Consider the following 19,674-nt stretch of genomic DNA (forward strand, 5'->3'; position numbering starts at 1 on the left):
GCGCCTGACGCACGGTTCACGGTTCACGGTTCACCACCAGCCCGCGCCCTGCGCGGGCTTTTTCATATCGGCGTCAGGCGATGGCCGCCAGGTTTTCACCGACCAGCCGCCCGATCAGTGCGCTGTCGGGCGCCACTGCCAGGGCACGGGCCGTATCCTGCCGGCCGGTGGCGACCAGTCCCTGGTCGTGGGCGGCAATGGTGTATTCACTATGGCAGGCCGGGCAGTACAGGGTATCGCCCGCCACCGCGTGGCGCGGACGCACCACCACCGGACCGCACGACACGCAGCGCTGCAGGGGGATACCCTCGTCGCTGTGGCCGACGATATGGGCCAGCTCGGGATGCTGTTGCAAGCCGATGAACAGCGTCCCCAGGGCCGCGTCGAATTGCCGGCCCAGCTCACCCTGGATGATCTCCATGGCCCGCGCAATGGGCATGCCGCTGCGATAGGGCCGCGTGCTGGTCATGGCATCGAAGGCGTCGCAGATGCCCACGATGCGGGCTGCCAGCGGAATGTCCTCGCCACGTCGTCCGAAGGGATAGCCCCGACCGTCCGGCGTTTCATGGTGCAGCAGCACCGCATCCTCGGCCAGCGCCGCCAGCGGATGTCCGGCCAGCATGCGATGACCGATTTCCGGGTGGGTCTTGATGACCGCGTATTCGGTATCGTCCAATTTGGATTTCTTGCCCAGTACCGCGTCGGGAATGCCGATCTTGCCCAGGTCATGCAGGAAAGCGCCGATGGTGATGCGCGCTACCTGCCCCTGGTCCAGCCCGGCCGCTTCGGCCAGCAGCCGCGACAACCGCGCCACCCGCCACAGATGCCCGCCGGTATAGGGATCACGCGCTTCCACTGCCCAGGCCAGCAGGAACAGGCTGGTGAGCAAGGGCGCGTCGTCGGCAGCGTGACGTGCCGGGGTCTTGGGGGTGGCGCGTCGCCACAGGTCTGACAGTCGCATGTTCCTGGTTTCTCCGTTTTTCCGGCTTGTTTTTCAGATCACTTTTCAGCTTGCTTTCCGGCCTACCAGCGCAACAACCGCGGTCCCAGCAACAGACCGGCAAGCGCCGGCACCAGCATGCCCAGGAAATACCACAGGCCCCAGAAAGGCGCCTCCATCTCCGGGCAATGCAGGCAATACACCATGGTCGCCGCGGCCCCTGCCAGCAGCCCGGCCACCGCACCGGTCAGGCGCAGGCGGGTTGGCGCCATGCCGCGCACGGCCCAGAAGATGCCGATGAACAGCGGGACCGACAGCAGCGCGATATTGAAGGGGCAGCTGCGCCAGGTGCTGCCCATGAGCAGCGGCAGGCGTTGCGCCGCCGGACTGGAAAGCAGCACCAGCGCACCACCGGCCCAGATCGCCAGGCTGGGCAAGGCGATGCCGGCCCAGGTGGCGCCCACCCGCAGGCCCGGGCGCACCAGGCGCCGCAGCACCAGCATGGCGCCCACGGCCAAAGCGCTCGGGAAGGCCAGCTTGATCCAGAACATCGGCACTTCCAGCATCACGCCCAGGTCGGGCCGCAGGCCGTAGATCTTCAGCATCAGCAGCAGCGACAACACCGCGCCCAGCGTCAGCGCCTGCACCATCTGCCGCAGCGGCAGCCGGCGGTCCACGGGTGCCACGCCGCTGGCCATCATGGCAATGAGTTCATCGGTCTTCATGCTTGCAATTTCTCCCTGATCTTGAGTGCTAGCGCCTTGAGGCCACGGTGGATACCGACCTTCACGGCCGACTCCGACATCCCCGTCAGTTGCGCCGTCTCGGCCACCGACAGGCCTTCCAGCTTCACGTGCAGGATCGGCAGGCGCTGCTTCTCGGGCAATTCCTCCAGCAGCGCACCGACATCGCGCCGGGCCTGGGCCGGTTCGTCGTCGCAGGTGGCCAGCAGGTCGTGTTCTTCGTCCAGCGGATCGTTGAAGGCTTCCCGGCGCGAGCGGGCACGCAGGAAATCCATCAGCTTGTAGCGGGCGATGGCATGCACCCAGGCCGTCAGCGGCTGGTCGGGCCGATAGGTATGACGAGCGTTATGCACCGCCAGCAGGGTTTCCTGGACCACGTCCTCGACTTCGTCCTGCATGTTCTGCAGACGCCTGCGCAGGAAGGCCCGCAGCCGCCCGCTGAGTTCGGAAAGGAAATCCCGATAGGCCACGGCGTCCCCGTCCAGCCCGGCCAGCAGCAAAGCGCGCAGGCGTTCTTCGGTGGGGTGCGAGGGCTCCTTGCCGGCCAATGGCTGGCCCGGTCGGACGGTCCGGTCATCCGGCAAGGCCGGTGCGGCATGAGCAAACATGAATAGGCTTTCAGTCATGGAAGAGCCGCCAGATCACCAACGGAGCAGCCAGGGACCGGACCAGGCACCGGCCAGCGTCGGCAGCGCCACCCCCAGCACATACCAGACACCCCAGAAGGGCGGTGCCATCTCCACGCAATAAAGTGAATAGACTAGCACGCCCTGTGCGCCTGCCACCAGCCCGGCGACCGCGCCGGCCGCGTGCAGTCGGGTGGGTGCCAGACCGCGCATGAACCACAGCATGGTGGCCAGCGTAGGCAGCGACAACAAGGCCACGTTGAGGGAACAGACTTCCCAGCTGCTGCCCAGCAAGAGCTCCAGCCGTTGCGAGGGCGGCGCCAGGGCCAGCCAGCTGCCACCGGCCAGCCACAGCACCAGGGGTGGCAGCAGCAGCGCCGCCGCCGGTCCCGGGCCGATGCGCACACCCGGTCGTGCCAGCCGCGCCGCCGCCATCTGTCCGGCCAGCAGGGCCGCCAGCGGGAAGGACACCTTCATCCAGAACAAGGGCGCCTGCAGCAACTGCCGCACATCACTGCGCACCCCATACAGCGCCGCCAGCAGCAGCAGCGCCCCCAGCAAGCCGAGCGCCAATGCCACCGCCATGCGCGCGGTGACATGGCGCAGCATCACAGGTCGGCCGCCGGCGGCCTGTCCTTCCGTGCCGGCGGCCAGCATATTGACCAGTTCCATCGTTTTCATTGCATCCCCTTCTGGCTCATGCGAGCAGGTACGCGCTCCAGGCGCTCTCCTATGTATTCGTCTGAACCCTGCCCCCGGTTACAGGCGGCGCAAAAAATATTTATCCGAAAAATTTTGCGACGGCTGTAACCGGCGCCCGACTGCCGGCGAATTAACCATCAGATCGGCAGCCACGACATTCCCCGCCGGCGGACTGCACCGGTCGCTATCACTTTCTTCACTTTCCAATTTCAAGGAGTCCACCATGAACGCACGTATCGTCGCCACCGCCGCCCTGACCCTCGCCACCCTCGCTTCGGGCGTGGCCATGGCACAAGACAAGCAACCGATGAACAAGACCGCCGTCGAGAAGTGCTATGGCGTCTCCATGGCCGGCCAGAACGACTGCAAGGCCGGTGAAGGCACCACCTGCGCCGGCACCGCCAAGATGGACTACCAGGGCAATGCCTGGAAGAACGTGCCGGCCGGTACCTGCACCTCCATCAAGACCCCGCACGGCATGGGCTCGCTCAAGCCGATGTAAGCGAGGCAGTCATGACCACCCACACCATCTCGGCCGGACTCGGTCTGAAGCCCCAGCATTTCGATGCAGCGCTGGCCTGCGGGCAGGCAGGCCTGTGGTTCGAAGTCCATCCGGAAAACTACCTGATGGACGGCGGCCCCCGCCTGGCCTGGCTGCAGGCCATCCGCGAACGCCATCCCCTGGCCTTGCATGGTGTGTCGTTGTCCCTGGCCGGCCCCGATGCCCCCGATCCCGATCACCTGCGCCGACTGGCGCATCTGATCGACCGGGTGGAACCGGTGCTGGTCTCGGAGCACCTGGCATGGTCGCGCATCGCCGGTCACTATCTGCCCGACCTGCTGCCGGTACCCCGCACCAGCACCACGCTGGCACGCGTGGCGGCCAACATCAACCGCACGCAGGATGCGCTCAAGCGCCGCATCGCTCTGGAGAATCCTTCACATTACCTGCACATGGAACAGCACGCCTGGAGCGAACCGGAGTTCCTGCAGGAACTGGTCCGCCGCACCGGTTGCGCCCTGCTGATCGATGTCAACAACGTCCATGTCAGCGCCTGCAACCTCGGCATCGATGCCCGCGCCTACCTGGACCAGCTGCCCGCGGCCGACATCCATGAAATCCACCTCGCCGGCCATAGTGCCGACGCCAGCCTGCCCGGGCTGCTGGTGGACTCGCACGATGCCCCGGTGGCGCCGGTGGTCTGGGCGTTGTACCAGCACCTGATCACGCGCATCGGCGCGCGCCCCACCCTGATCGAACGCGACGGCAATGTGCCGGCCTTCGAGCAGTTGCTGCAGGAGCGCGCCATGGCCGCCGATCTGCTGGCCAGCGTTGCTCAGGCCGATGCGGAGCAGGCAGCATGAGCGAGCTCACCACGGACGATGTCCACTTCCACTACTACCCGGCCTTCCTGCAAGCCCTCCTGGAAGACCACAGCGACGACGCCACCGTCGCCGCCCTGCTGCGGCAGCCGGCCTTCGCGGTCTATCGCAATACCGTCTTCAAGGGCTGCGTGGACGCCCTGGCGGCCAACTACCCGGCCGTGCAGCGGCTGGTCGGCAGCGACTGGATGCACGCGGCCGCCTTGGCCTACGCCCGCGACCACCTGCCCCGGCAGGCCAGCCTGATCGCCTATGGCGAAGGCTTTGCCGCCTTCCTGGCGGCCCTGCCCGCCGCCGATGAACTGCCCTACCTGCCCGGCGTGGCCATGCTGGACCGCTGCTGGACCGAAGCCCACCTGGCTGCCGACCAGCCCATGGTGGAGAGCACCGCGCTGCAGAGTGCGCTGGTGGCCGGACAGGACGTGCGCCTGGTGCCGCATGCCGCCACACGCTGGCACCACGATGCGCAGCATCCGGTGACCACCATCTGGTCCGCCAATCGCACCGACCCCGCGATCGATCCGGGTGATATCGACTGGCACGGCGAAGCCGCACTCTTCACCCGGCCGCAGGCCGAGGTGCAATGGCAGGCAATCAGCCATGGGGCATGCCGCTTCCTGGACGCCTGCCGCGAGGGCCAGCCCGTCACCCAGGCCGCCGCGCTGGCGCTGGCGCAGGAACCTGATCTGGATGTCGCCGCCCTGCTGGGCCGGCTACTGCTGGCCGGCGCCTTTACCGCATTCACCTTCAATTGACGGAGAACACCATGCAACATCGCAGCGCCCTGCCGGCCACCACGGTCGACCAAGTCCGCCCCACGCTCTGGAACCGCGCCGCAGGGCTCGCCCAGGGTCTCATCAGCGACACCCTGCTGGCCCTGGTGGCACGGGTGGCGATCGCGGCGATCTTCTTTCTCTCCGGCCGCACCAAGGTCAGCGGCTGGCTCACCATCAAGGACAGCACCTACGTCCTGTTCCAGGAGGAATACCGGCTGCCGCTGGTGCCGCCCGATCTCGCCGCGCACATGGCGGCCTATGCGGAACACCTGTTCCCGCTGCTGCTGGTGCTGGGCCTGTTCACCCGCGGCGCGGCGCTGGCCCTGCTGGGCATGACGGCGGTCATCGAGATCTTTGTCTATCCGGATGCCTGGCCGACGCACCTGTCCTGGGCCGGCCTGCTCCTGCTGCTGGTGGCACGCGGTGGCGGCACCTGGTCGCTGGACCATCGCCTCGGTCTGCGTTGAACAGCGCAGGAGCCGAACATGCTGGCAAGAATGAGCTTACGCAGCGCATTGCTGCTGGTGGTGGGTATTTTCTCCCTGGCCTTGTGGATCGCAGTGGGCATCGCCTGGCAAGGCGCACGGGCGGCGGCCCAGGCCACCACCGCCCTGATCGTGCTGTCGGACCAGCGCATCCAGCCCCTGCACGATACCGAGCGGCTGTTCCTGTCGACCCTGATCAACATGGACAACGCCTACATCAACCTGGTCAAGGCTGACCAGATCAAGTCCAACGACTACACCCGGCGTGCCTCGGCCGCCCTGCAGGCGGCCCGCAAGGCCTTCGAGGGCTACCGCAAGACACTGCCGGCCGAGGCGATGGCCGAGGCCCAGGTCGTCCGCGTGAACCAGGCCTACGAGGCCTATACCAAGGTCCTCGGCCTGCGCGAGGTCGCGCTCTATGACGTCTCGCTGGACGACTATGCGGCTGCGACCGTCAGTGCAGAAGCCGCCGACCGTGAATTCGCCGCCACCCTGCGCGAGGTGATCGCCCAGGCCGAAACCGTGCGTGACGGTCTGCGCCTGGCAGCCGAGCGACGTATCGCAACGACCACCTACCTGGCCGTTGCGATGCTGGCTTGCTCGTTGTTGCTCGCCGGCCTGTGCTGGTGGCTGTTCGGGCGACTGGTGCTCAAGCCGCTGAGGCAGGCTGCACAGCATTTCGACCGCATCGCCGACGGCAATCTCGGCCATCCGGTACAGGGCATTTCCCGCAATGAGATCGGGGTGCTGCTGGCGGCGCTGGCGCGCATGCAGGAGAGCCTGGGCGCCACCGTCGTCGACATCCGCGATGCCACCCGTGATGTGCATCAGGGCGCGCGCGACATCGCGCAAGGCAATGGTGAACTGGCGCAACGCACCGAAGCACAAGCCGCCGCACTGGAAGAGACCGCCGCCACGCTGCGGCAGTTGTCGGCAGCCGTCGGCAACAACGCCCAGAACGCCGAACGCACCAATGCCCTGGCCGCCACCGCCGCCCACGACGCCCAGCGCGGTGGCCAGGTCATGGGCGGCATCGCCGGCGCCATGGCGCGGGTCACCGCCAGCGCAGGACGCATTTCAGACATTGTCAGCGTGATCGATGGCATCGCCTTCCAGACCAACATCCTGGCCCTCAACGCGGCGGTGGAAGCGGCCCGCGCAGGCAGCCAGGGGCGTGGTTTCGCGGTGGTCGCCGCAGAAGTCCGCTCATTGGCACTGCGCAGCGCCGAAGCGGCGCGCGAAGTCAAGGAACTGATTGCGGATTCGATCGGTTCGGTAGGCCAGGCGGCTGATCAGGTCAGGCAGGCGGACCAGGCCATCGGGCAGATCGTGGTGTCGTTCGGTCACGTGATGAGCACCGTCCATGACATCGCCACCGCCACCCGCGAACAAGCCGAAGGCATCGACCGGGTCAGCCGCACGCTGGTGGACATGGACCAGGCCACCCAACAGAACGCCGCGCTGGTGGAGCAGACCTCGGCAGCGGCCCACGGCCTGACCGCCCAGGCTGTCGCCCTGACCACATCGGTAGCCGCTTTCACGCTGGCGTCATCGGCCACAGAGGCCGATCCGCTGCGGCACTCCAGCGTCGCCAGCGCCGCCATTGCCGCCACCCCCGGCCCGACCCCGGTCCTGCTATCCCGATAAGGAGCCCCACTTGGCCCATTCAAACGCACTGCAAGACCTGCTCGAACAAAGCTTCACTTCTGCATTCGCCCATCACGCCGCCGGCCGCCTGGATGACGCCGAAGACGACTATCGTCTGCTGCTGGAGCTCGACCAGCACCATGCAGCGGCGCTGCATTACCTGGGTGTATTGCTGCACCAGCGCGGCCAGCATGATGAAGGTCTGGCCCTGATGCACCAGGCGGCCGACCTGGCCGCGCCCGATCCCGACTGGTGCAACGACCTGGGCAATGTGCTGTTCGCCTGCCAGCAATTCGCAGCGGCGGCCAAGGCCTATGACGACGCCCTCGCCCTGCGACCGGACGACGCACAGCTGTGGAACAACCTGGGAGCCGCCCTGCGCGCGCAGGGCAAGAACGAGGCAGCCATCGGCGCCTGTGAACGGGCGCTGGCCATCGACCCGCAACTGCAGCCCGCCATGCACCAGCTGGCAGAACTGCACGGCCAGGCCGGCGAGCGCATGCTCAGTTCGCGCTACCAGTGCATGGCCTATGTGTTGCCGCCGCATGAAGGCAAGTCACGCGAGCTGCTGGCCATCTCCCACTACTTCCTGGGGCAGCCGCAACAGGCGGCCGAGGTCTGCCGCCAATGGCTGCTGGAAGAACCCGGCCACCCCATTGCCACCCACATGCATGCGGCCTATGCCGGCCTGCCCAGCGATACGGTACCGCGTGACTACATCGTGCGTCGCTTCGACGACTATGCCGATCACTTCGACAGCAACCTGGTGTCGCATCTGGAATATCGTGGCCCGCAGGTACTGGCGGCGGTATTGCAGGCCGAGCTGCCACCGCCGCAGGCGGTGCTGGACGTGCTGGACGCCGGCTGTGGCACCGGCCTGTGCGCACCGGTACTGGCGCCCTATGCGCGCCGGCTGGAAGGGATAGACCTGTCGCCCAACATGCTGGGCCACGCCGCCCGCCATCACGACTATGCCCATCTGGCACAGGCTGAAGTAAGCGAATGGATGAGCGCGCATGCACACCATTACGACCTGATCGTGGCGTGCGATGTGCTGATCTACTGCGGTCAACTGGAGGCGTTCTTCAGCGCCGCCGCGCAATCGCTGCGTCAGGGCGGACATCTGTTCTTCACCGTGGAACTGGCCGACAGCGAACACGCGGCCCCCTACCATCTCCACGCCAGTGGTCGCTTCCGCCACCAGCGCGCCTACCTCGAAGGCTGCCTGCGCACTGCCGGCCTGCATCCGCTGCTGATCCGCGAAGAAAGCCTGCGCGTGGAAATGCAGCAGGCCGTGCCGGGCCTGGTCGTGCTGGCCCGGCACTGACACCATCCTCCGATCAGAGCGCCGCCTGGCGAATCGCCGGCAGCATGTCCGACGGATCGGGACGGCGCGTGTAGTCGGGATTGACCTCGGCGTAGACGATGACGCCATCACGACCGATCACATAGCGCGCCGGCATCGGCAGGGTCCAGCCCGGGTCGCCATTGATGGCCGGCAGGTCGTTCTTGAGCGACTGATAGAGCTGCACCAGATAGTCAGGCAAGGTGAAGCGCAGGCCAAAGGCGGCCGCCACTTCATTGTGGCTATCCGACAGGATGGGGAATTCCAACGCATTCTGGCGCAATGCCTTACGGCTGTTGGCCGGCAACTGCGGCGAGATCGCCACCAGGCGGGCACCCAGATCGCGCATGGCCGGCAGTGCTTCCTGCAGCGCCTGCAATTCCATGTTGCAGTAGGGGCACCAGACGCCGCGATAGAAGCTCAGCACCAGCGGCCCCTCGGCCAGCAATTCGGTGGACGACACCGGCTTGCCCTCGGGGTCGGGCAGGACGAAATCGGGTGCGCGGTCACCGGCCTTGAGCGCTCGTTGCGCCGCGCCCGAGGCGATCAGTTCGTCGGTGGCGCGTTGCATGGTGGCGATCACGGCGGGTGGCACGTTGTAGGGCGGCTTGCCGGCCGCGAAGTCAGCCTTGAATGCGTCGAGTCGGTCTTGCAAAGTCATGATGAAGCTCCTGTTTCCTGTTTTCTGTTGCTGGGGTTGAGTGGGTCCTGCAGTGTGGCGGCCGGTGGTGTGTGCGCCAGCCGATGGAATGCATTCTGTTCCCCCATCGACAGGAATGGCAGATAGCTGCCAGCTATAATGCTCATTCCAAACAGGAATGGGTGAGACATGGATCGCTTGCTGGCAATGACGAGTTTTGTGCGGGTGGTGGAGGCTGGGTCCTTTTCCGGCGCGGCGCGGGTACTGGGCGTGGGGCAACCGGCCGTCTCCAAGACCGTGGCGCAGCTGGAAGACAAGCTGCAGGTCAAGCTGCTGCTGCGCTCCACCCATGGACTCACGCCGACCGAGGCCGGGCTGCGTTTCTACGAGCGTGCCCGCGTGGCGATCCAGGAGGCCGACGAAGCCGAACTGGCGGCCCGGGGCGCCGGTGCCGGGCTGTCCGGGCGGCTGCGCATTTCTGCCGCGCCGACCTTTGCGCGACTGTTCGTGATTCCCCATCTGCCGCATTTCCTGGCACGCCACCCCGGGCTGGAGGTCGATGTGATTCTGGACGACCGCACCATCGACCTGATCGCCGAGGGCATCGATGTCTCGCTGCGCATGGGCAGCCTGGCCGACTCTGGCGTGGTCGCGCGCAAGCTGGCCACCAGCCGACGTTCCGTGCTGGCCAGCGCCAGTTACCTGAAGCAGATCGACGCCCCACGGGTGCCGGCCGACCTGGCGGCCCATGAAACATTGGTCTTCAGCCAGTTGAGCAATGTCTGGACCTTCACGCGGGAAGGCAGCGAAGTGTCGGTATTGGTAAGTGGACGGGTACGTTTCAACGCCGCCGAAGGCATCCGTGCGGGGGTACTGGCCGGCATCGGCCTGACCATCGTCTCCGACTGGATGTTCGCCCCCGAACTGGCCGATGGTAGCGTGCAGCGCCTGCTGCCTGACTGGTCGCTGCCCGAGATCGCGCTGTGGGCGGTGTTTCCCACCGGACGCATGGCCTCGGCCAAGGCCAGGGCGTTTGCCGGTTTCGTCGAGGAAATCATGTTGCAGCAGGCGCTCGCCGCCTGAATCCGCTGGGGCGCCAGCGCCCCGGTATCGCACGACGGCAAGGCGTCATCGCGCTCACATGCCGTTGCAGCAACGCTGAGCGCGGCTTCATGTCCACAGCACAACAAGCCTGCACTTCGCAGGCAGATTTGTCGCACTTTTATTCAGGCCGGTGGTCGTACCTGCATTCGGCTTGACTTAGAATAGCCAAAGCTCACGACGTAATCGATTGGTACGCACCAGCCTGCATGCGCGATGAACCTGCCCCGGGTCTTGCACAGCAGTCACAGTGCGACATCTGAAAGGAAAACGGCATGACGCAGTCCCCCAAAAACATCTCGGCCCTGATGTGTGAGCTCAGCGTGGCATTGGCGGAGTTATCGGAGAAGATGAGCAATCTTTCGGTGACACTGGAAAACTCCTACCTGGAATCCAACGCCCCTGAACCAGCCGCCCTGATGGAAGCTGCCCGCGAAACCATCGCCAAGGCCCGCGGCAACTGAAGCGCGAAGCCAACTCAAGCGGTGGCCGGTGGCACTTCGGCCGGCCCCGCTCCCCAGAATTCCTCCCCCAGGGCTGCCAGCCGGTCCACGATGAAGTCCGCCACCACCTGTACCCGCAACAGATCGCGCGCATCCGCATGCGTGACCAGCCAATAGCAGCGGGACAGCGCAATCTCTTGCGGCAGCACCCGGATCAATCCCGGCTCGCGGCGTGCCAGGAAGCAAGGCAGCACGCCCATGCCGACACCTGCCTTTACCGCCTGCACCTGGCTGATGACATTGGAGATGCGCACCTGCGGCCGGATGGCCGGTGAAATCTCGGCCAGGTAGTCCAGTTCAGGCGACCACATCAGATCCTCGATATAGCCGACCCAACGCTGCCCCTGCAGCTGCTGCCGCTGCGTCAGCGGGCCGTGGCGCGCCAGGTAATCAGCACTGGCGTAGACCCCCAGCGAATAATCATTGAGCCGGCGTGCAATCAGCCGGCCCTGCTCCGGTCGCGTCATGCTGATGGCGATATCGGCCTCGCGCCGGGACAGGCTGAACATGCGGGGATTGGCCACCAGCTCCACCTCCAGCTCGGGATGCCGCTGCGCCAGCGCCTGCAGTTGCGCAGCCAGGAAGTAGGTGCCCCAGGCCTCGGGCGTGCCGATGCGCACCGAGCCGGTCAGCCCCTGGGCCGGGTCATCCTGGCGGGCGCCGATGCGCACAGCCAGGTTTTCCATGGCCTCGGCATCGGGCACCAGTCGCTCGCCTTCGACAGTGAGCGCGTAGCCGTTGGCGCGACGGTCGAACAGGGTCTGGCCGATGGCACCCTCCAGCGCCACGATGCGGCGGCTCAGCGTGGAATGATCCACCCCCAGCTTGCGCGCCGCGACCGTCAGGCGGCCGGCGCGTACCACGGCGAGAAAGGCTTGCAGATCGTCCCAGTCGAAGCTGTGCATAGGTTCTCTTGATGGGCGTGGTATGTGAATTTTCACACGAGCAGTGTGCAAATCTCGACATTTACGCGACAAAACCCCAATGCTACTCTTTTTTCACTGGCCGACCGGCCGATGTGACTAGGAGAAACCCGTGGCAAGCATGTTCCATCAACTCAAGGCGCTGGCGGCACAGGGCAAGCCTGTGCGAGTCGGCCTGATCGGTGCCGGCAAGTTCGGTTCGATGTTCCTGTCCCAGGTGCCGCGCACGCCGGGCGTGCATCTGCTGGGCATTGCCGATCTCTCGCCGGCGCGGGCACAGGCAGCGCTGCAGCGGGTGGGCTGGGTGGCCGGACAGTATGGCGCCCGCTCCTGGGAGGAGGCGCTGCGCCACGGCAGTACCTTCATCCAGGACGATGCCGAAGCCTTGATCGCGCAGCCCCAGATCGACATCATCATCGACGCCACCGGCAGCCCGGCCGCCGGCATCCGTCACGCCCTGCTGTGCTGTGCGCATCGCAAGCACATCATCATGGTCAACGTCGAAGCCGATGCCCTGGCCGGGCCGCTGCTGGCACGGCGCGCCGCCGAAGCCGGGATCCTCTATTCCATGGCCTACGGCGACCAGCCGGCCCTCATCGCCGAGATGGTCGATTGGACGCGTACTTCGGGTTTCGACGTGGTCTGTGCCGGCAAGGGGACCAAGTACCTGCCGCAGTACCATCAGTCCACGCCCGATACGGTGTGGGGCCATTACGGCTTTTCCGAGGAACAGGTGGCCGGCGGCGACTTCAACGCGCAGATGTTCAATTCCTTCCTCGACGGCACCAAGTCGGCGCTGGAGATGGCGGCCGTGGCCAACGCCTGCGGCCTGCATCCGGCCGACAGCGGCCTGGCCTTCCCGCCCTGCGGCGTGGATGACCTGCCGACCCTGCTGCGTCCGCGTGCCGATGGCGGGCTGCTGCCGCACGCCGGCACGGTGGAGGTGGTGTCCTCGCTGGAGCGTGATGGCCGGCCGGTATCGCGCGATCTGCGCTGGGGCGTCTATGTCACCTTCGAAGCCCCCACCGACTACGTGCGCGACTGCTTCGCGCAGTACGGCCTGAAGACCGATGCCAGCGGCCGCTACGCCTCCATGTACAAGCCCTATCACCTGATTGGCCTGGAACTGGGCTATTCGGTGGCCAGCATCGCCGTGCGCGGCCAGCCCACCGGCAGCACGCTGGGCTTCAACGGCGATACGGTAGCCGTGGCCAAGCGCGACCTGCAGGCCGGAGAAAGACTCGATGGCGAAGGCGGCTACATGGTCTACGGCAAGCTGATGCCAGCGGCGGCATCGCTGAACCACGAGGCCCTGCCCATCGGCCTGGCGCATGGCATCGTCCTGCGGCGCGCCGTGGCGGCCGGACAGACGCTGAGCTGGGCCGATGTGAGCATCGATGACAGCCGCGAAGCCATCCGCGTGCGGCGTGACATGGAAGCGCTGTTCCGCAGCGAGATGGGCTTGTTGCCACCACCATCGGAGCAGGCTGCATAAGCGGCTTGCTCGGCCTTGCTGGCGGGAACAAAGGCGGGAATAAATAAGAAATAAAAAAGGGCTGCAGCAAAAATTGCCGCAGCCCGCAAATACAACAGAGAGGAGTTGAGATTGGACCTGAATTTGGCAAGCCGACCCTTAATCCAAATCAAACCCGCTGCGCGCAATGCGCGCCAGGCCTGACTGGCAGCGGCTTTCCGGGCAGTGCATCACAACAGGTTTTCCATCGCCCACAATAGCAGCAGGACCGGCAGTCCGAACAGGACGCCCCGCGTCAGCGCCGGCCCGCGGGTGGGCCAGTAGGTCAAGGCCAGTACCTGCAGCAGTGCAGACAGGGTCAATACGCCCAGGCCGGCCACCATCCCCACGCTCCAGCCTTGCATGCGCATTGTCACCGCCAGGCTGGCCACCAGACCCAGCCCACCCAGTTGCCGCAGGCGACGACGTACCGGCGGTGCGGGCTCGGCGCCGCGTCCGTGCAGCTCGGCATAGTGGCGGTCCATGGCCAGTGCCAGGGCGCTCCAGGCGCAGTAGGCCAGGCCCAGCGCGAGCAGGAATCCGAAGGCTGTCATGCTGTTTCCTCCACGGGGTCGCGCTCGACCCTGGACTTGGCCGGCGCGGCCTGCAGGCCATCCTGGCGCTTGCGCTGGCGCCGCGCCAGTACCCGCTCGGCCATCGCCAGAGCAATCCCCAGCGCTAGCACAGTGAGATCAAATGCCGCCACGGGCCAGGGACCACGGCCCAGCAGGAGCGTCACACCCAGGTGGGATTGCGTCGTGAACACGTTGAGCAGCGGAAGGCCGATGAACAGCGCCGCGCCCAGCCCCAGTTGCAGGCGCCACATGCGCAGGTCCGGTCGCACTTGCGCCAGCACCGCCGCCACCGCCCAGGCAGCGAAGAAGAGGTTGATTTCCATCTGCGCGCGCTGGTGCAATTCCAGCGGCAGCAAGCGGTTGGCCCAGAAGTAACTGGCCAAGGCGATCGGCAGGCCGGCGATGGCGCCGATGTTGAGCGCCTCCACCAGTCGCAGGCCGAAGCTGGCGCGTGCGCCGCCGGCGATGGCCTTGGCCTCTTTCTGGCGCGTCTTGACCGCCCACAGCAAGGCGCCGCTGGCCACCATCAGGTAGCCCGACAGGCCGCACAGGAAGAACAACGCCCGCAGCCAGGGATCGGCGAAATGCGCCAGGTGCAGGCCATACAGCGCACCCCGGGTGACGGCGGTCGCACTGGGATCGTCGCCATAGGCGGCCAGCCGTTCGCCTGTGACGCCCTGGTACATCAGCCCCGGTTGCAGGGAGGACAGCGTGCTCATCTTCTGCCGCGTGATGACCACGGTGGCCTTGGCGTCGCCCGGGTTGTTGACCACCAGCACGGCCAGTGGCGCGCCCTGCCAGTGCTGCTGCGCCTGGGCCGCCAGCGGCGCCAGCGCGGTGAGGGGCGCCGCCACGCCGGCCGGCTTGACGCGACCGGCAGTGCCGGGGAACACGGTCTCGAAGAAGGCGGTCTCGCCGCCCTTGTCGCGATAGGCGCTTTGCACGCCCCAGGGCATGATCATGAACATCAGCGTGACCAGCCCGGTATAGGTGATCATCAGGTGGAATGGCAACGCCAGCACCGCCGTGGCGTTGTGGGCATCAAGCCAGGAACGCTGCCCCTTGTGGGGGCGGAAGGTGAAGAAATCCTTGAAGATGCGTTTGTGCGTGATCACCCCGCTGATGATGGCCACCAGCATGAACAGCGCACAGATACTGACGATCCAGCGCGCCCATTGCACCGGCATGTAATGCAGGTCGAAATGCAGGCGGTACAGGAACTCGCCGCCGCGTGTGTCGCGCACCTGTGCCAGCGGCTGGCCGGTGGCGGCGTCGATGCGCTCGCTCTTGAAGCGGCTGCGCGCGCTGCCGCCGTTGCCATCGCCAGCCGGCGCCACCCAGCCCACCCGCATGGCCACGCTGCGCTCGGCCGGCAGGGTGATGAACCAGCGCTCGGCCCGGGGTGCCTTCTGCTGCAGATAGGCCACGGCATGCTCGATGGCCTGGGCCTGCGGCACCGGTGCCGAACGGGTAGCGTGCAGCTCCGGCATCATCCACAGGCTGATCTCTTCCTTGTAATAACTGGCGGTGCCGCCGGCAAACACCAGCAGCAGCACCCAGCACACCAGCAAGCCGCACCAGGTATGCAGCCAGGCCATCGATTGTCGGAATCCCTCCCTCACGGCAGCACGCTCCCGGTTCCGGTCAGCCAGGCCAGCAAGGCCAGCAGCAGCGACGGCAGCGCCAGCCCAAGCCAGGACCGCGCAGCGCTACGTGCTGCAAAGACCCAGATCACGGCGCAGGTGAAGATGGCGAAGGACAGCATGGTCGCCGTCATCACCGCGTCGGCCGGCGCCATCGGCAGCAGGCGCGCCAACACCATCGTACTGAGCGTGCTGATCACATAACCGCCACCGACGGCGGCCAGGGCGCGGGAGAACACGGCCAGGCGATAGTGCAAGGTCGGGCCGCTGGAAGAAATCGGTTTCATGCTTGCCATGGAAGGAGGACGCCCGGCTTACTTGTTGGGCGTGGCTGCAGGTGCCGCCGGCAAGGCCTTCAGGCCCTTGGGCTGGACCAGCGACAGGGTGGTCACGAAGCTGGCGATGTCATAGGGCTTGCCGTCGCGTTCACCGGCGGTCTTGTCGGTGTGGTGCACCTCGGCAACGTATACACCCTGCCACGGCAGGTCGAACTGCACCAGGCCCTCGGCATCGGAGTGGGCTTCCTTCATCCAGCCCGAGGGCGTCACCAGACCGACCTTGGCCTTGGGCAGCGCGGCGTTCTTGTAGCTGACCTTGAACTGGCCGGGCTTGCCGGTGGGGACGATGTCCAGCGCCAGGCGCGGCTCCTGGGCCTGCTGCGAAGTCACCAGACGTGCTGCCGGGGTCCAGGCGGTGCGGGTGGGCGGGGTGGCGTGCTTGTTCTCGAAGACCGGGTAGTGGGCATCCTCGGCCACGATGGATTCGCCCTTGCCGGCGCTGGCCGACAGATTGAAGGCATTGGCCGCCTTGCTCAGTTCCAGGGTACGGTCGCCCTGGGGGCCGATCAGCACTGCGCTGGGCGAAACGAACTTGTCCAGCAGCCCGGGCGAGACTTCGCGCAGGTTGTCGCCGAATTCGCCGAAATACAGTTTCGCCTGCTTGCCGTCCTGCTGCAGCCAGACCTGGTGCGCCCCCGCCGGCAGGGCCAGCAACAGGGAGGTGAACAGACCGGAGACGATCGCCAAACGCTTCATGAAGGAATTCCTTTCGAGTGATGTTGTGTAGGTGGGCAAGCGGCGCATAAGCATGAGCATGAACATGAGCGTCAGGATCAGCGCAGTCTGCGAACAGCGGCCGTTCGCCCTTGCATTTGGCGCAGGGATGGTCCGACAGGACTGGTTATTATTTGAGAATGATTATCAATTATATTACCTACGATGCCGCAGGACAAGTCCCTGCCCGCTGGTCGGGTGGGCGGGCGGGGACAAACAGGGTATGATCGCTCCCCGCTTGAACGCGCCGCTGCACCTGCCTGTCCCGGGCCGCGCCGGCGCCCCGCACCACCGCATCCCCAGGAGAAACCGATCCATGCTTCGCCGCAACCCATCCGGCCACCGGCCCCAAGTCCACGAATCCGCCTATGTCGACCACACCGCCATCCTGTGCGGCAAGGTGATCGTGCATGAGAATGTCTTCATCGGTCCCTACGCCGTGATCCGCGCCGACGAGGTCGATGCCCACGGCGACATGGAGCCCATCATCATCGGCGCCCATTCCAACATCCAGGATGGCGTGGTGATCCACTCCAAGTCGGGCGCCGCCGTCACCATCGGCGAGCGCACCTCCATCGCCCACCGCGCCATCGTGCATGGCCCCTGCACGGTGGGCGACGATGCCTTCATCGGCTTCAACAGCGTGCTCTTCAATTGCAGCATCGGCGCCGGCTGCGTGGTGCGCCACAACGCCGTGGTCGATGGCTGCGACCTGCCGCCGGGCTTCTACGTCCCCTCCACCGAACGCATCGGCCCCAAGACCGACCTCTCCACCATCCCCCGTGTGACAGTAGCGGCATCGGAATTCTCGGAAGACGTGGCGCGCACCAACAATGAACTGGTGCTGGGCTACAAGAAATTGCAGAACGAGTTCTGATTTCCGCGCGCCCGGCGCGCTGGTCTCCCTCGAAACCACGCGCCCAACAAAAAATCCGGCTTCTTGCGAAGACCGGATTTTTTATCGACTGCATGGATGAATCGGCTTCTGCCGATCAACTCCCGCGATAAGTCGAATATGCCCACGGCGATACCACCAGCGGCACATGATAGTTCTGCGTCGCATCGGCGATGCCGAAGGCGATCACCACCTCATCGACAAAGCGCGGTTGCGGCAGCTCCACGCCCTGGGCCGCGAAGTAATCGCCGGCCGCAAACACCAGTTCATACTTGCCGACCTTGAGTGCGTCGCCGGCCAGCAGCGGTTCGTCGCAGCGGCCATCGCTGTTAGTGACGGCCTGCTTGAGCAGGGTCTTGCTTCCCTCCGCCACCGCATACAGCGCCAGCTTCACGCCCGCGCCGGGCTTGCCCCTGGTGATATCCAGCACGTGCGTGCTCAGTTTGCCCATGTTGCCGTCCTTTCCCTGTCTGATTTGAATTGCGATGCCGGCCGATGATATACCGCCGGGCGGCGATGCCTATACGAGTGCGCTTATACCCGCCATCGATGCAGCGGACATAATGCCTTACCGCGCTGCCGCCGCCAAATCGGGGAAGACACCCGATGCAGGCCACAGCGCCGACACCCCGCCGCCATGCCAACGCTCCCAACAGGAGCGCCCTGCCAGGCCGGCCTGCCGGCCCATCCATGCCGGTGCCGTACCTCACGACGACACTATCTCTATAAAAATTTTATCCACTTACTGGAGGAGACTTCATGCCCATCCCATTCCTGTCCCGGCGCACCTCACTGGCCAGCATCCTGGCGCTGTCGGCGAGCGCCGCCCACGCCGCCGACTGGTCCGACAATGCCATCGGCTATCGCTACGGCACCCGCTTTGCCGAACCCTACAACAGCCAGGACATCAGCAAGAACATCCTCAACTTCACCCACAGCAGCGGCTACCGGTACGGCACCAACTTCCTCAATATCGACCTGCTGATGTCCGACCGCAAGGACGACAACGCCCAGGAAGCCTACCTCACCTACCGCCACACCCTGGACCTGGGCAAGATCAGCGGCCGCGATCTGGCCTTCGGCCCGGCACGCGGCGTCGGCCTGACCCTGGGCCTGGACTGGAATACCAAGAACGACAACAGCTACGCCTCCAAGAAGCGCATGTGGGTCATCGGCCCGACCCTGATGATGGATGTCCCGGGCTTCCTCAACGTGAGCCTGCTGGCCCTGTTCGAAAGCAACCAGCCCAAGGGCATCAGCAGCCGCTACAGCTATGACACGCACCCCATGCTGAACCTGGCCTGGGGCATCCCGCTGGGTAGTTCCGGCTGGGGCTTCGAAGGCTACCTGAACTACATCGCGGCCAAGGGCAAGAATGAATTCGGCGGAGCCACCGCGCCCGAGTTCAACATCGATACCCAACTGATGTATGACCTCGGCAGCCGCCTGGGCATGGGCAAGAACAGCCTGCGCCTGGGGCTGGAATACCAGTACTGGCGCAACAAGTTCGGTAATCCCTCCAATGTCCCCGGCTCGCTGGCCAAGACGCCGATGGTGCGGGTGGAATACCACTTCTGATCACCCTGCCGCGTCAGGATGTTCTTCGCACTTTAAGACGAATCTGATTGAAGAAGATCGACGTCGGAAATCTGCTCTCGCCAATCAAGAACCGCCGCAAAAACTCCTGCAAAAAATCGAAATTTGCAGGAGTTCCTTTTCCCTCCCCGCTTCCTATACTCGCCCGTTCCGGCTTGCCATGACCCGTGAGGTCTTCCAGCCAGCGGCCGGACATCCCTGATATCTGATCGCCAGCCACACGTCGGCAAGCGCGCAGGAGCGGCGTCGACGCCTGCCCCGCCCGCCCCCCCCTCATCGCCAGCCAAGAGATTTCGCAACCCCTCTCTCGGAACCTGACATGAGCCTGATCAAGAGTCGCAAACACCCCACCCCTACCCGCCTGCGCACCGCACTCGCCAGTGCCCTGCTGCTACCCGCCGTGGCCGCCCATGCCCAGGCCGGCGGCAGCCAGTTGCCGGGCCTGCAGGTCGATGCCGCGCGGGAATCGCCCTACAAGGCCGAGCGCTCGGCCTACCGTTTCACGCCGGGCGCTCCACGCGCCTTTGCGCTGACGGGCAACTTCAAGTTCTAGGTGCCGACATCGCGCTGAATCGGGGCAGGATAG

General features: G+C 65.7%; 23 protein-coding genes. 12 read left to right on the plus strand and 11 right to left on the minus strand.

Features of this window, described 5'->3' with window-relative positions; all coding sequences use genetic code 11:
- Nucleotides 1-73: 73 nt before the first annotated feature.
- The 4 genes from HWE04_RS13845 to HWE04_RS13860 all read right to left on the minus strand — a co-directional run bounded on the left by HWE04_RS13845 (nt 74) and on the right by HWE04_RS13860 (nt 2,990).
- Nucleotides 74-961 (minus strand): HD-GYP domain-containing protein, encoded by an 888-nt coding sequence (locus tag HWE04_RS13845; protein ID WP_241812736.1) that lies wholly within the window; start codon nt 959-961, stop codon nt 74-76.
- Nucleotides 962-1,023: 62 nt separating this feature from the next.
- Nucleotides 1,024-1,665, minus strand: coding sequence for a DUF1109 domain-containing protein (locus HWE04_RS13850; protein ID WP_241812737.1), 642 nt, complete (start codon nt 1,663-1,665; stop codon nt 1,024-1,026).
- Nucleotides 1,662-2,309, minus strand: coding sequence for a sigma-70 family RNA polymerase sigma factor (locus tag HWE04_RS13855; RefSeq protein ID WP_039877276.1), 648 nt, complete (start codon nt 2,307-2,309; stop codon nt 1,662-1,664). Before HWE04_RS13855 ends, HWE04_RS13850 begins: the two co-directional genes overlap by 4 nt.
- A 15-nt stretch (nt 2,310-2,324) precedes the next feature.
- Complete coding sequence (locus HWE04_RS13860) at nt 2,325-2,990, minus strand: DUF1109 domain-containing protein (protein ID WP_234294162.1); 666 nt, start codon at nt 2,988-2,990, stop codon at nt 2,325-2,327.
- 244 nt (nt 2,991-3,234) lie between these two features.
- Between HWE04_RS13860 and HWE04_RS13865 the strand changes: the two genes are divergently transcribed.
- From HWE04_RS13865 to HWE04_RS13890, 6 genes are read left to right on the plus strand one after another with little or no spacing between them, the layout of a single operon-like run.
- On the plus strand, nt 3,235-3,513 hold the full coding sequence (locus tag HWE04_RS13865) for a BufA1 family periplasmic bufferin-type metallophore (RefSeq protein WP_006465594.1): 279 nt from the start codon (nt 3,235-3,237) through the stop codon (nt 3,511-3,513).
- 11 nt (nt 3,514-3,524) lie between these two features.
- Nucleotides 3,525-4,376 (plus strand): MNIO family bufferin maturase, encoded by an 852-nt coding sequence (bufB, locus tag HWE04_RS13870; protein WP_241812738.1) that lies wholly within the window; start codon nt 3,525-3,527, stop codon nt 4,374-4,376.
- Nucleotides 4,373-5,149: an HvfC/BufC N-terminal domain-containing protein gene (locus HWE04_RS13875; protein WP_241812739.1), complete on the plus strand. Its 777-nt coding sequence runs from the start codon at nt 4,373-4,375 to the stop codon at nt 5,147-5,149. Before bufB ends, HWE04_RS13875 begins: the two co-directional genes overlap by 4 nt.
- Nucleotides 5,150-5,160: 11 nt before the next feature.
- Nucleotides 5,161-5,637, plus strand: coding sequence for a DoxX family protein (locus HWE04_RS13880; protein ID WP_241812740.1), 477 nt, complete (start codon nt 5,161-5,163; stop codon nt 5,635-5,637).
- Nucleotides 5,638-5,655: 18 nt separating this feature from the next.
- Nucleotides 5,656-7,302 (plus strand): methyl-accepting chemotaxis protein, encoded by a 1,647-nt coding sequence (locus tag HWE04_RS13885; RefSeq protein WP_241812741.1) that lies wholly within the window; start codon nt 5,656-5,658, stop codon nt 7,300-7,302.
- Between the two features lie 10 nt (nt 7,303-7,312).
- Entirely contained in the window at nt 7,313-8,629 is a 1,317-nt protein-coding gene (locus HWE04_RS13890; RefSeq protein WP_241812742.1) for a tetratricopeptide repeat protein, read from the plus strand.
- Between the two features lie 13 nt (nt 8,630-8,642).
- On the opposite strand, the gene HWE04_RS13895 is transcribed toward HWE04_RS13890, so the two are convergent.
- A complete protein-coding gene (locus HWE04_RS13895; RefSeq protein ID WP_241812743.1) occupies nt 8,643-9,308 on the minus strand; it encodes a peroxiredoxin-like family protein in 666 nt (221 codons plus the stop codon).
- Nucleotides 9,309-9,476: 168 nt separating this feature from the next.
- Between HWE04_RS13895 and HWE04_RS13900 the strand changes: the two genes are divergently transcribed.
- Together HWE04_RS13900 and HWE04_RS13905 are read left to right on the plus strand one after the other, a co-directional pair.
- Nucleotides 9,477-10,370: a LysR family transcriptional regulator gene (locus tag HWE04_RS13900; protein WP_241812744.1), complete on the plus strand. Its 894-nt coding sequence runs from the start codon at nt 9,477-9,479 to the stop codon at nt 10,368-10,370.
- A 293-nt stretch (nt 10,371-10,663) separates the two neighbouring features.
- Nucleotides 10,664-10,852 (plus strand): hypothetical protein, encoded by a 189-nt coding sequence (locus HWE04_RS13905; RefSeq protein WP_006465586.1) that lies wholly within the window; start codon nt 10,664-10,666, stop codon nt 10,850-10,852.
- A 14-nt stretch (nt 10,853-10,866) separates the two neighbouring features.
- On the opposite strand, the gene HWE04_RS13910 is transcribed toward HWE04_RS13905, so the two are convergent.
- Nucleotides 10,867-11,796: a LysR family transcriptional regulator gene (locus HWE04_RS13910; RefSeq protein ID WP_241812745.1), complete on the minus strand. Its 930-nt coding sequence runs from the start codon at nt 11,794-11,796 to the stop codon at nt 10,867-10,869.
- Between the two features lie 139 nt (nt 11,797-11,935).
- On the opposite strand from HWE04_RS13910, the gene HWE04_RS13915 reads away from it, so the two are divergent.
- Entirely contained in the window at nt 11,936-13,309 is a 1,374-nt protein-coding gene (locus tag HWE04_RS13915; protein WP_241812808.1) for an NAD(P)H-dependent oxidoreductase, read from the plus strand.
- A 209-nt stretch (nt 13,310-13,518) separates the two neighbouring features.
- Here the strand turns inward: HWE04_RS13915 and HWE04_RS13920 are convergent, their stop codons facing one another.
- Genes HWE04_RS13920 through HWE04_RS13935 form a run of 4 tightly spaced genes read right to left on the minus strand, consistent with a single transcriptional unit; the run spans nt 13,519 to nt 16,579 of the window.
- Nucleotides 13,519-13,881 (minus strand): DUF3325 domain-containing protein, encoded by a 363-nt coding sequence (locus tag HWE04_RS13920; RefSeq protein WP_241812746.1) that lies wholly within the window; start codon nt 13,879-13,881, stop codon nt 13,519-13,521.
- On the minus strand, nt 13,878-15,500 hold the full coding sequence (locus HWE04_RS13925; protein WP_241812747.1) for a PepSY-associated TM helix domain-containing protein: 1,623 nt from the start codon (nt 15,498-15,500) through the stop codon (nt 13,878-13,880). The genes HWE04_RS13920 and HWE04_RS13925 overlap by 4 nt, the downstream gene beginning before the upstream one ends.
- A 20-nt stretch (nt 15,501-15,520) precedes the next feature.
- Nucleotides 15,521-15,832, minus strand: a complete 312-nt coding sequence (locus HWE04_RS13930; RefSeq protein WP_241812748.1) for a DUF3649 domain-containing protein — start codon at nt 15,830-15,832, stop codon at nt 15,521-15,523.
- Nucleotides 15,833-15,859: 27 nt separating this feature from the next.
- Nucleotides 15,860-16,579: a cobalt ABC transporter substrate-binding protein gene (locus HWE04_RS13935; RefSeq protein ID WP_180671118.1), complete on the minus strand. Its 720-nt coding sequence runs from the start codon at nt 16,577-16,579 to the stop codon at nt 15,860-15,862.
- A gap of 334 nt (nt 16,580-16,913) precedes the next feature.
- Between HWE04_RS13935 and HWE04_RS13940 the strand changes: the two genes are divergently transcribed.
- Nucleotides 16,914-17,474, plus strand: a complete 561-nt coding sequence (locus HWE04_RS13940; RefSeq protein ID WP_006465219.1) for a gamma carbonic anhydrase family protein — start codon at nt 16,914-16,916, stop codon at nt 17,472-17,474.
- 115 nt (nt 17,475-17,589) lie between these two features.
- Here the strand turns inward: HWE04_RS13940 and uraH are convergent, their stop codons facing one another.
- Entirely contained in the window at nt 17,590-17,943 is a 354-nt protein-coding gene (gene uraH / locus HWE04_RS13945) for a hydroxyisourate hydrolase (RefSeq protein ID WP_006465218.1), read from the minus strand.
- 308 nt (nt 17,944-18,251) lie between these two features.
- Here uraH and HWE04_RS13950 point away from each other — a divergent pair, with 308 nt between their 5' ends.
- Together HWE04_RS13950 and HWE04_RS13955 are read left to right on the plus strand one after the other, a co-directional pair.
- A complete protein-coding gene (locus HWE04_RS13950; protein ID WP_241812749.1) occupies nt 18,252-19,070 on the plus strand; it encodes an outer envelope protein in 819 nt (272 codons plus the stop codon).
- 337 nt (nt 19,071-19,407) lie between these two features.
- Nucleotides 19,408-19,641 carry a hypothetical protein gene (locus HWE04_RS13955; protein ID WP_241812750.1) on the plus strand — a complete coding sequence of 78 codons (234 nt, stop codon included), beginning with the start codon at nt 19,408-19,410 and terminating at the stop codon, nt 19,639-19,641.
- The last annotated feature ends 33 nt before the right edge of the window (nt 19,642-19,674 follow it).

Source organism: Herbaspirillum sp. C7C2 (assembly GCF_022627865.1).
In the GTDB taxonomy this organism is placed as follows: Bacteria; Pseudomonadota; Gammaproteobacteria; order Burkholderiales; family Burkholderiaceae_D; genus Herbaspirillum; species Herbaspirillum frisingense.

Excerpts from the sequence above, each read along its gene's own strand:
- HWE04_RS13860 (WP_234294162.1), bottom strand. The coding sequence starts at position 2,990 with ATGAAAACGATGGAACTGGTCAATATGCTGGCCGCCGGCACGGAAGGA.
- HWE04_RS13845 (WP_241812736.1), bottom strand. The coding sequence starts at position 961 with ATGCGACTGTCAGACCTGTGGCGACGCGCCACCCCCAAGACCCCGGCA.
- HWE04_RS13855 (WP_039877276.1), bottom strand. The coding sequence starts at position 2,309 with ATGACTGAAAGCCTATTCATGTTTGCTCATGCCGCACCGGCCTTGCCG.
- HWE04_RS13885 (WP_241812741.1), top strand. The coding sequence starts at position 5,656 with ATGCTGGCAAGAATGAGCTTACGCAGCGCATTGCTGCTGGTGGTGGGT.
- HWE04_RS13915 (WP_241812808.1), top strand. The coding sequence starts at position 11,936 with ATGTTCCATCAACTCAAGGCGCTGGCGGCACAGGGCAAGCCTGTGCGA.
- HWE04_RS13900 (WP_241812744.1), top strand. The coding sequence starts at position 9,477 with ATGGATCGCTTGCTGGCAATGACGAGTTTTGTGCGGGTGGTGGAGGCT.
- HWE04_RS13865 (WP_006465594.1), top strand. The coding sequence starts at position 3,235 with ATGAACGCACGTATCGTCGCCACCGCCGCCCTGACCCTCGCCACCCTC.
- HWE04_RS13875 (WP_241812739.1), top strand. The coding sequence starts at position 4,373 with ATGAGCGAGCTCACCACGGACGATGTCCACTTCCACTACTACCCGGCC.
- HWE04_RS13935 (WP_180671118.1), bottom strand. The coding sequence starts at position 16,579 with ATGAAGCGTTTGGCGATCGTCTCCGGTCTGTTCACCTCCCTGTTGCTG.
- HWE04_RS13930 (WP_241812748.1), bottom strand. The coding sequence starts at position 15,832 with ATGAAACCGATTTCTTCCAGCGGCCCGACCTTGCACTATCGCCTGGCC.
- HWE04_RS13880 (WP_241812740.1), top strand. The coding sequence starts at position 5,161 with ATGCAACATCGCAGCGCCCTGCCGGCCACCACGGTCGACCAAGTCCGC.
- HWE04_RS13905 (WP_006465586.1), top strand. The coding sequence starts at position 10,664 with ATGACGCAGTCCCCCAAAAACATCTCGGCCCTGATGTGTGAGCTCAGC.
- bufB (WP_241812738.1), top strand. The coding sequence starts at position 3,525 with ATGACCACCCACACCATCTCGGCCGGACTCGGTCTGAAGCCCCAGCAT.
- HWE04_RS13955 (WP_241812750.1), top strand. The coding sequence starts at position 19,408 with ATGAGCCTGATCAAGAGTCGCAAACACCCCACCCCTACCCGCCTGCGC.
- HWE04_RS13895 (WP_241812743.1), bottom strand. The coding sequence starts at position 9,308 with ATGACTTTGCAAGACCGACTCGACGCATTCAAGGCTGACTTCGCGGCC.
- HWE04_RS13950 (WP_241812749.1), top strand. The coding sequence starts at position 18,252 with ATGCCCATCCCATTCCTGTCCCGGCGCACCTCACTGGCCAGCATCCTG.
- HWE04_RS13925 (WP_241812747.1), bottom strand. The coding sequence starts at position 15,500 with ATGGCCTGGCTGCATACCTGGTGCGGCTTGCTGGTGTGCTGGGTGCTG.
- uraH (WP_006465218.1), bottom strand. The coding sequence starts at position 17,943 with ATGGGCAAACTGAGCACGCACGTGCTGGATATCACCAGGGGCAAGCCC.
- HWE04_RS13920 (WP_241812746.1), bottom strand. The coding sequence starts at position 13,881 with ATGACAGCCTTCGGATTCCTGCTCGCGCTGGGCCTGGCCTACTGCGCC.
- HWE04_RS13850 (WP_241812737.1), bottom strand. The coding sequence starts at position 1,665 with ATGAAGACCGATGAACTCATTGCCATGATGGCCAGCGGCGTGGCACCC.
- HWE04_RS13910 (WP_241812745.1), bottom strand. The coding sequence starts at position 11,796 with ATGCACAGCTTCGACTGGGACGATCTGCAAGCCTTTCTCGCCGTGGTA.
- HWE04_RS13940 (WP_006465219.1), top strand. The coding sequence starts at position 16,914 with ATGCTTCGCCGCAACCCATCCGGCCACCGGCCCCAAGTCCACGAATCC.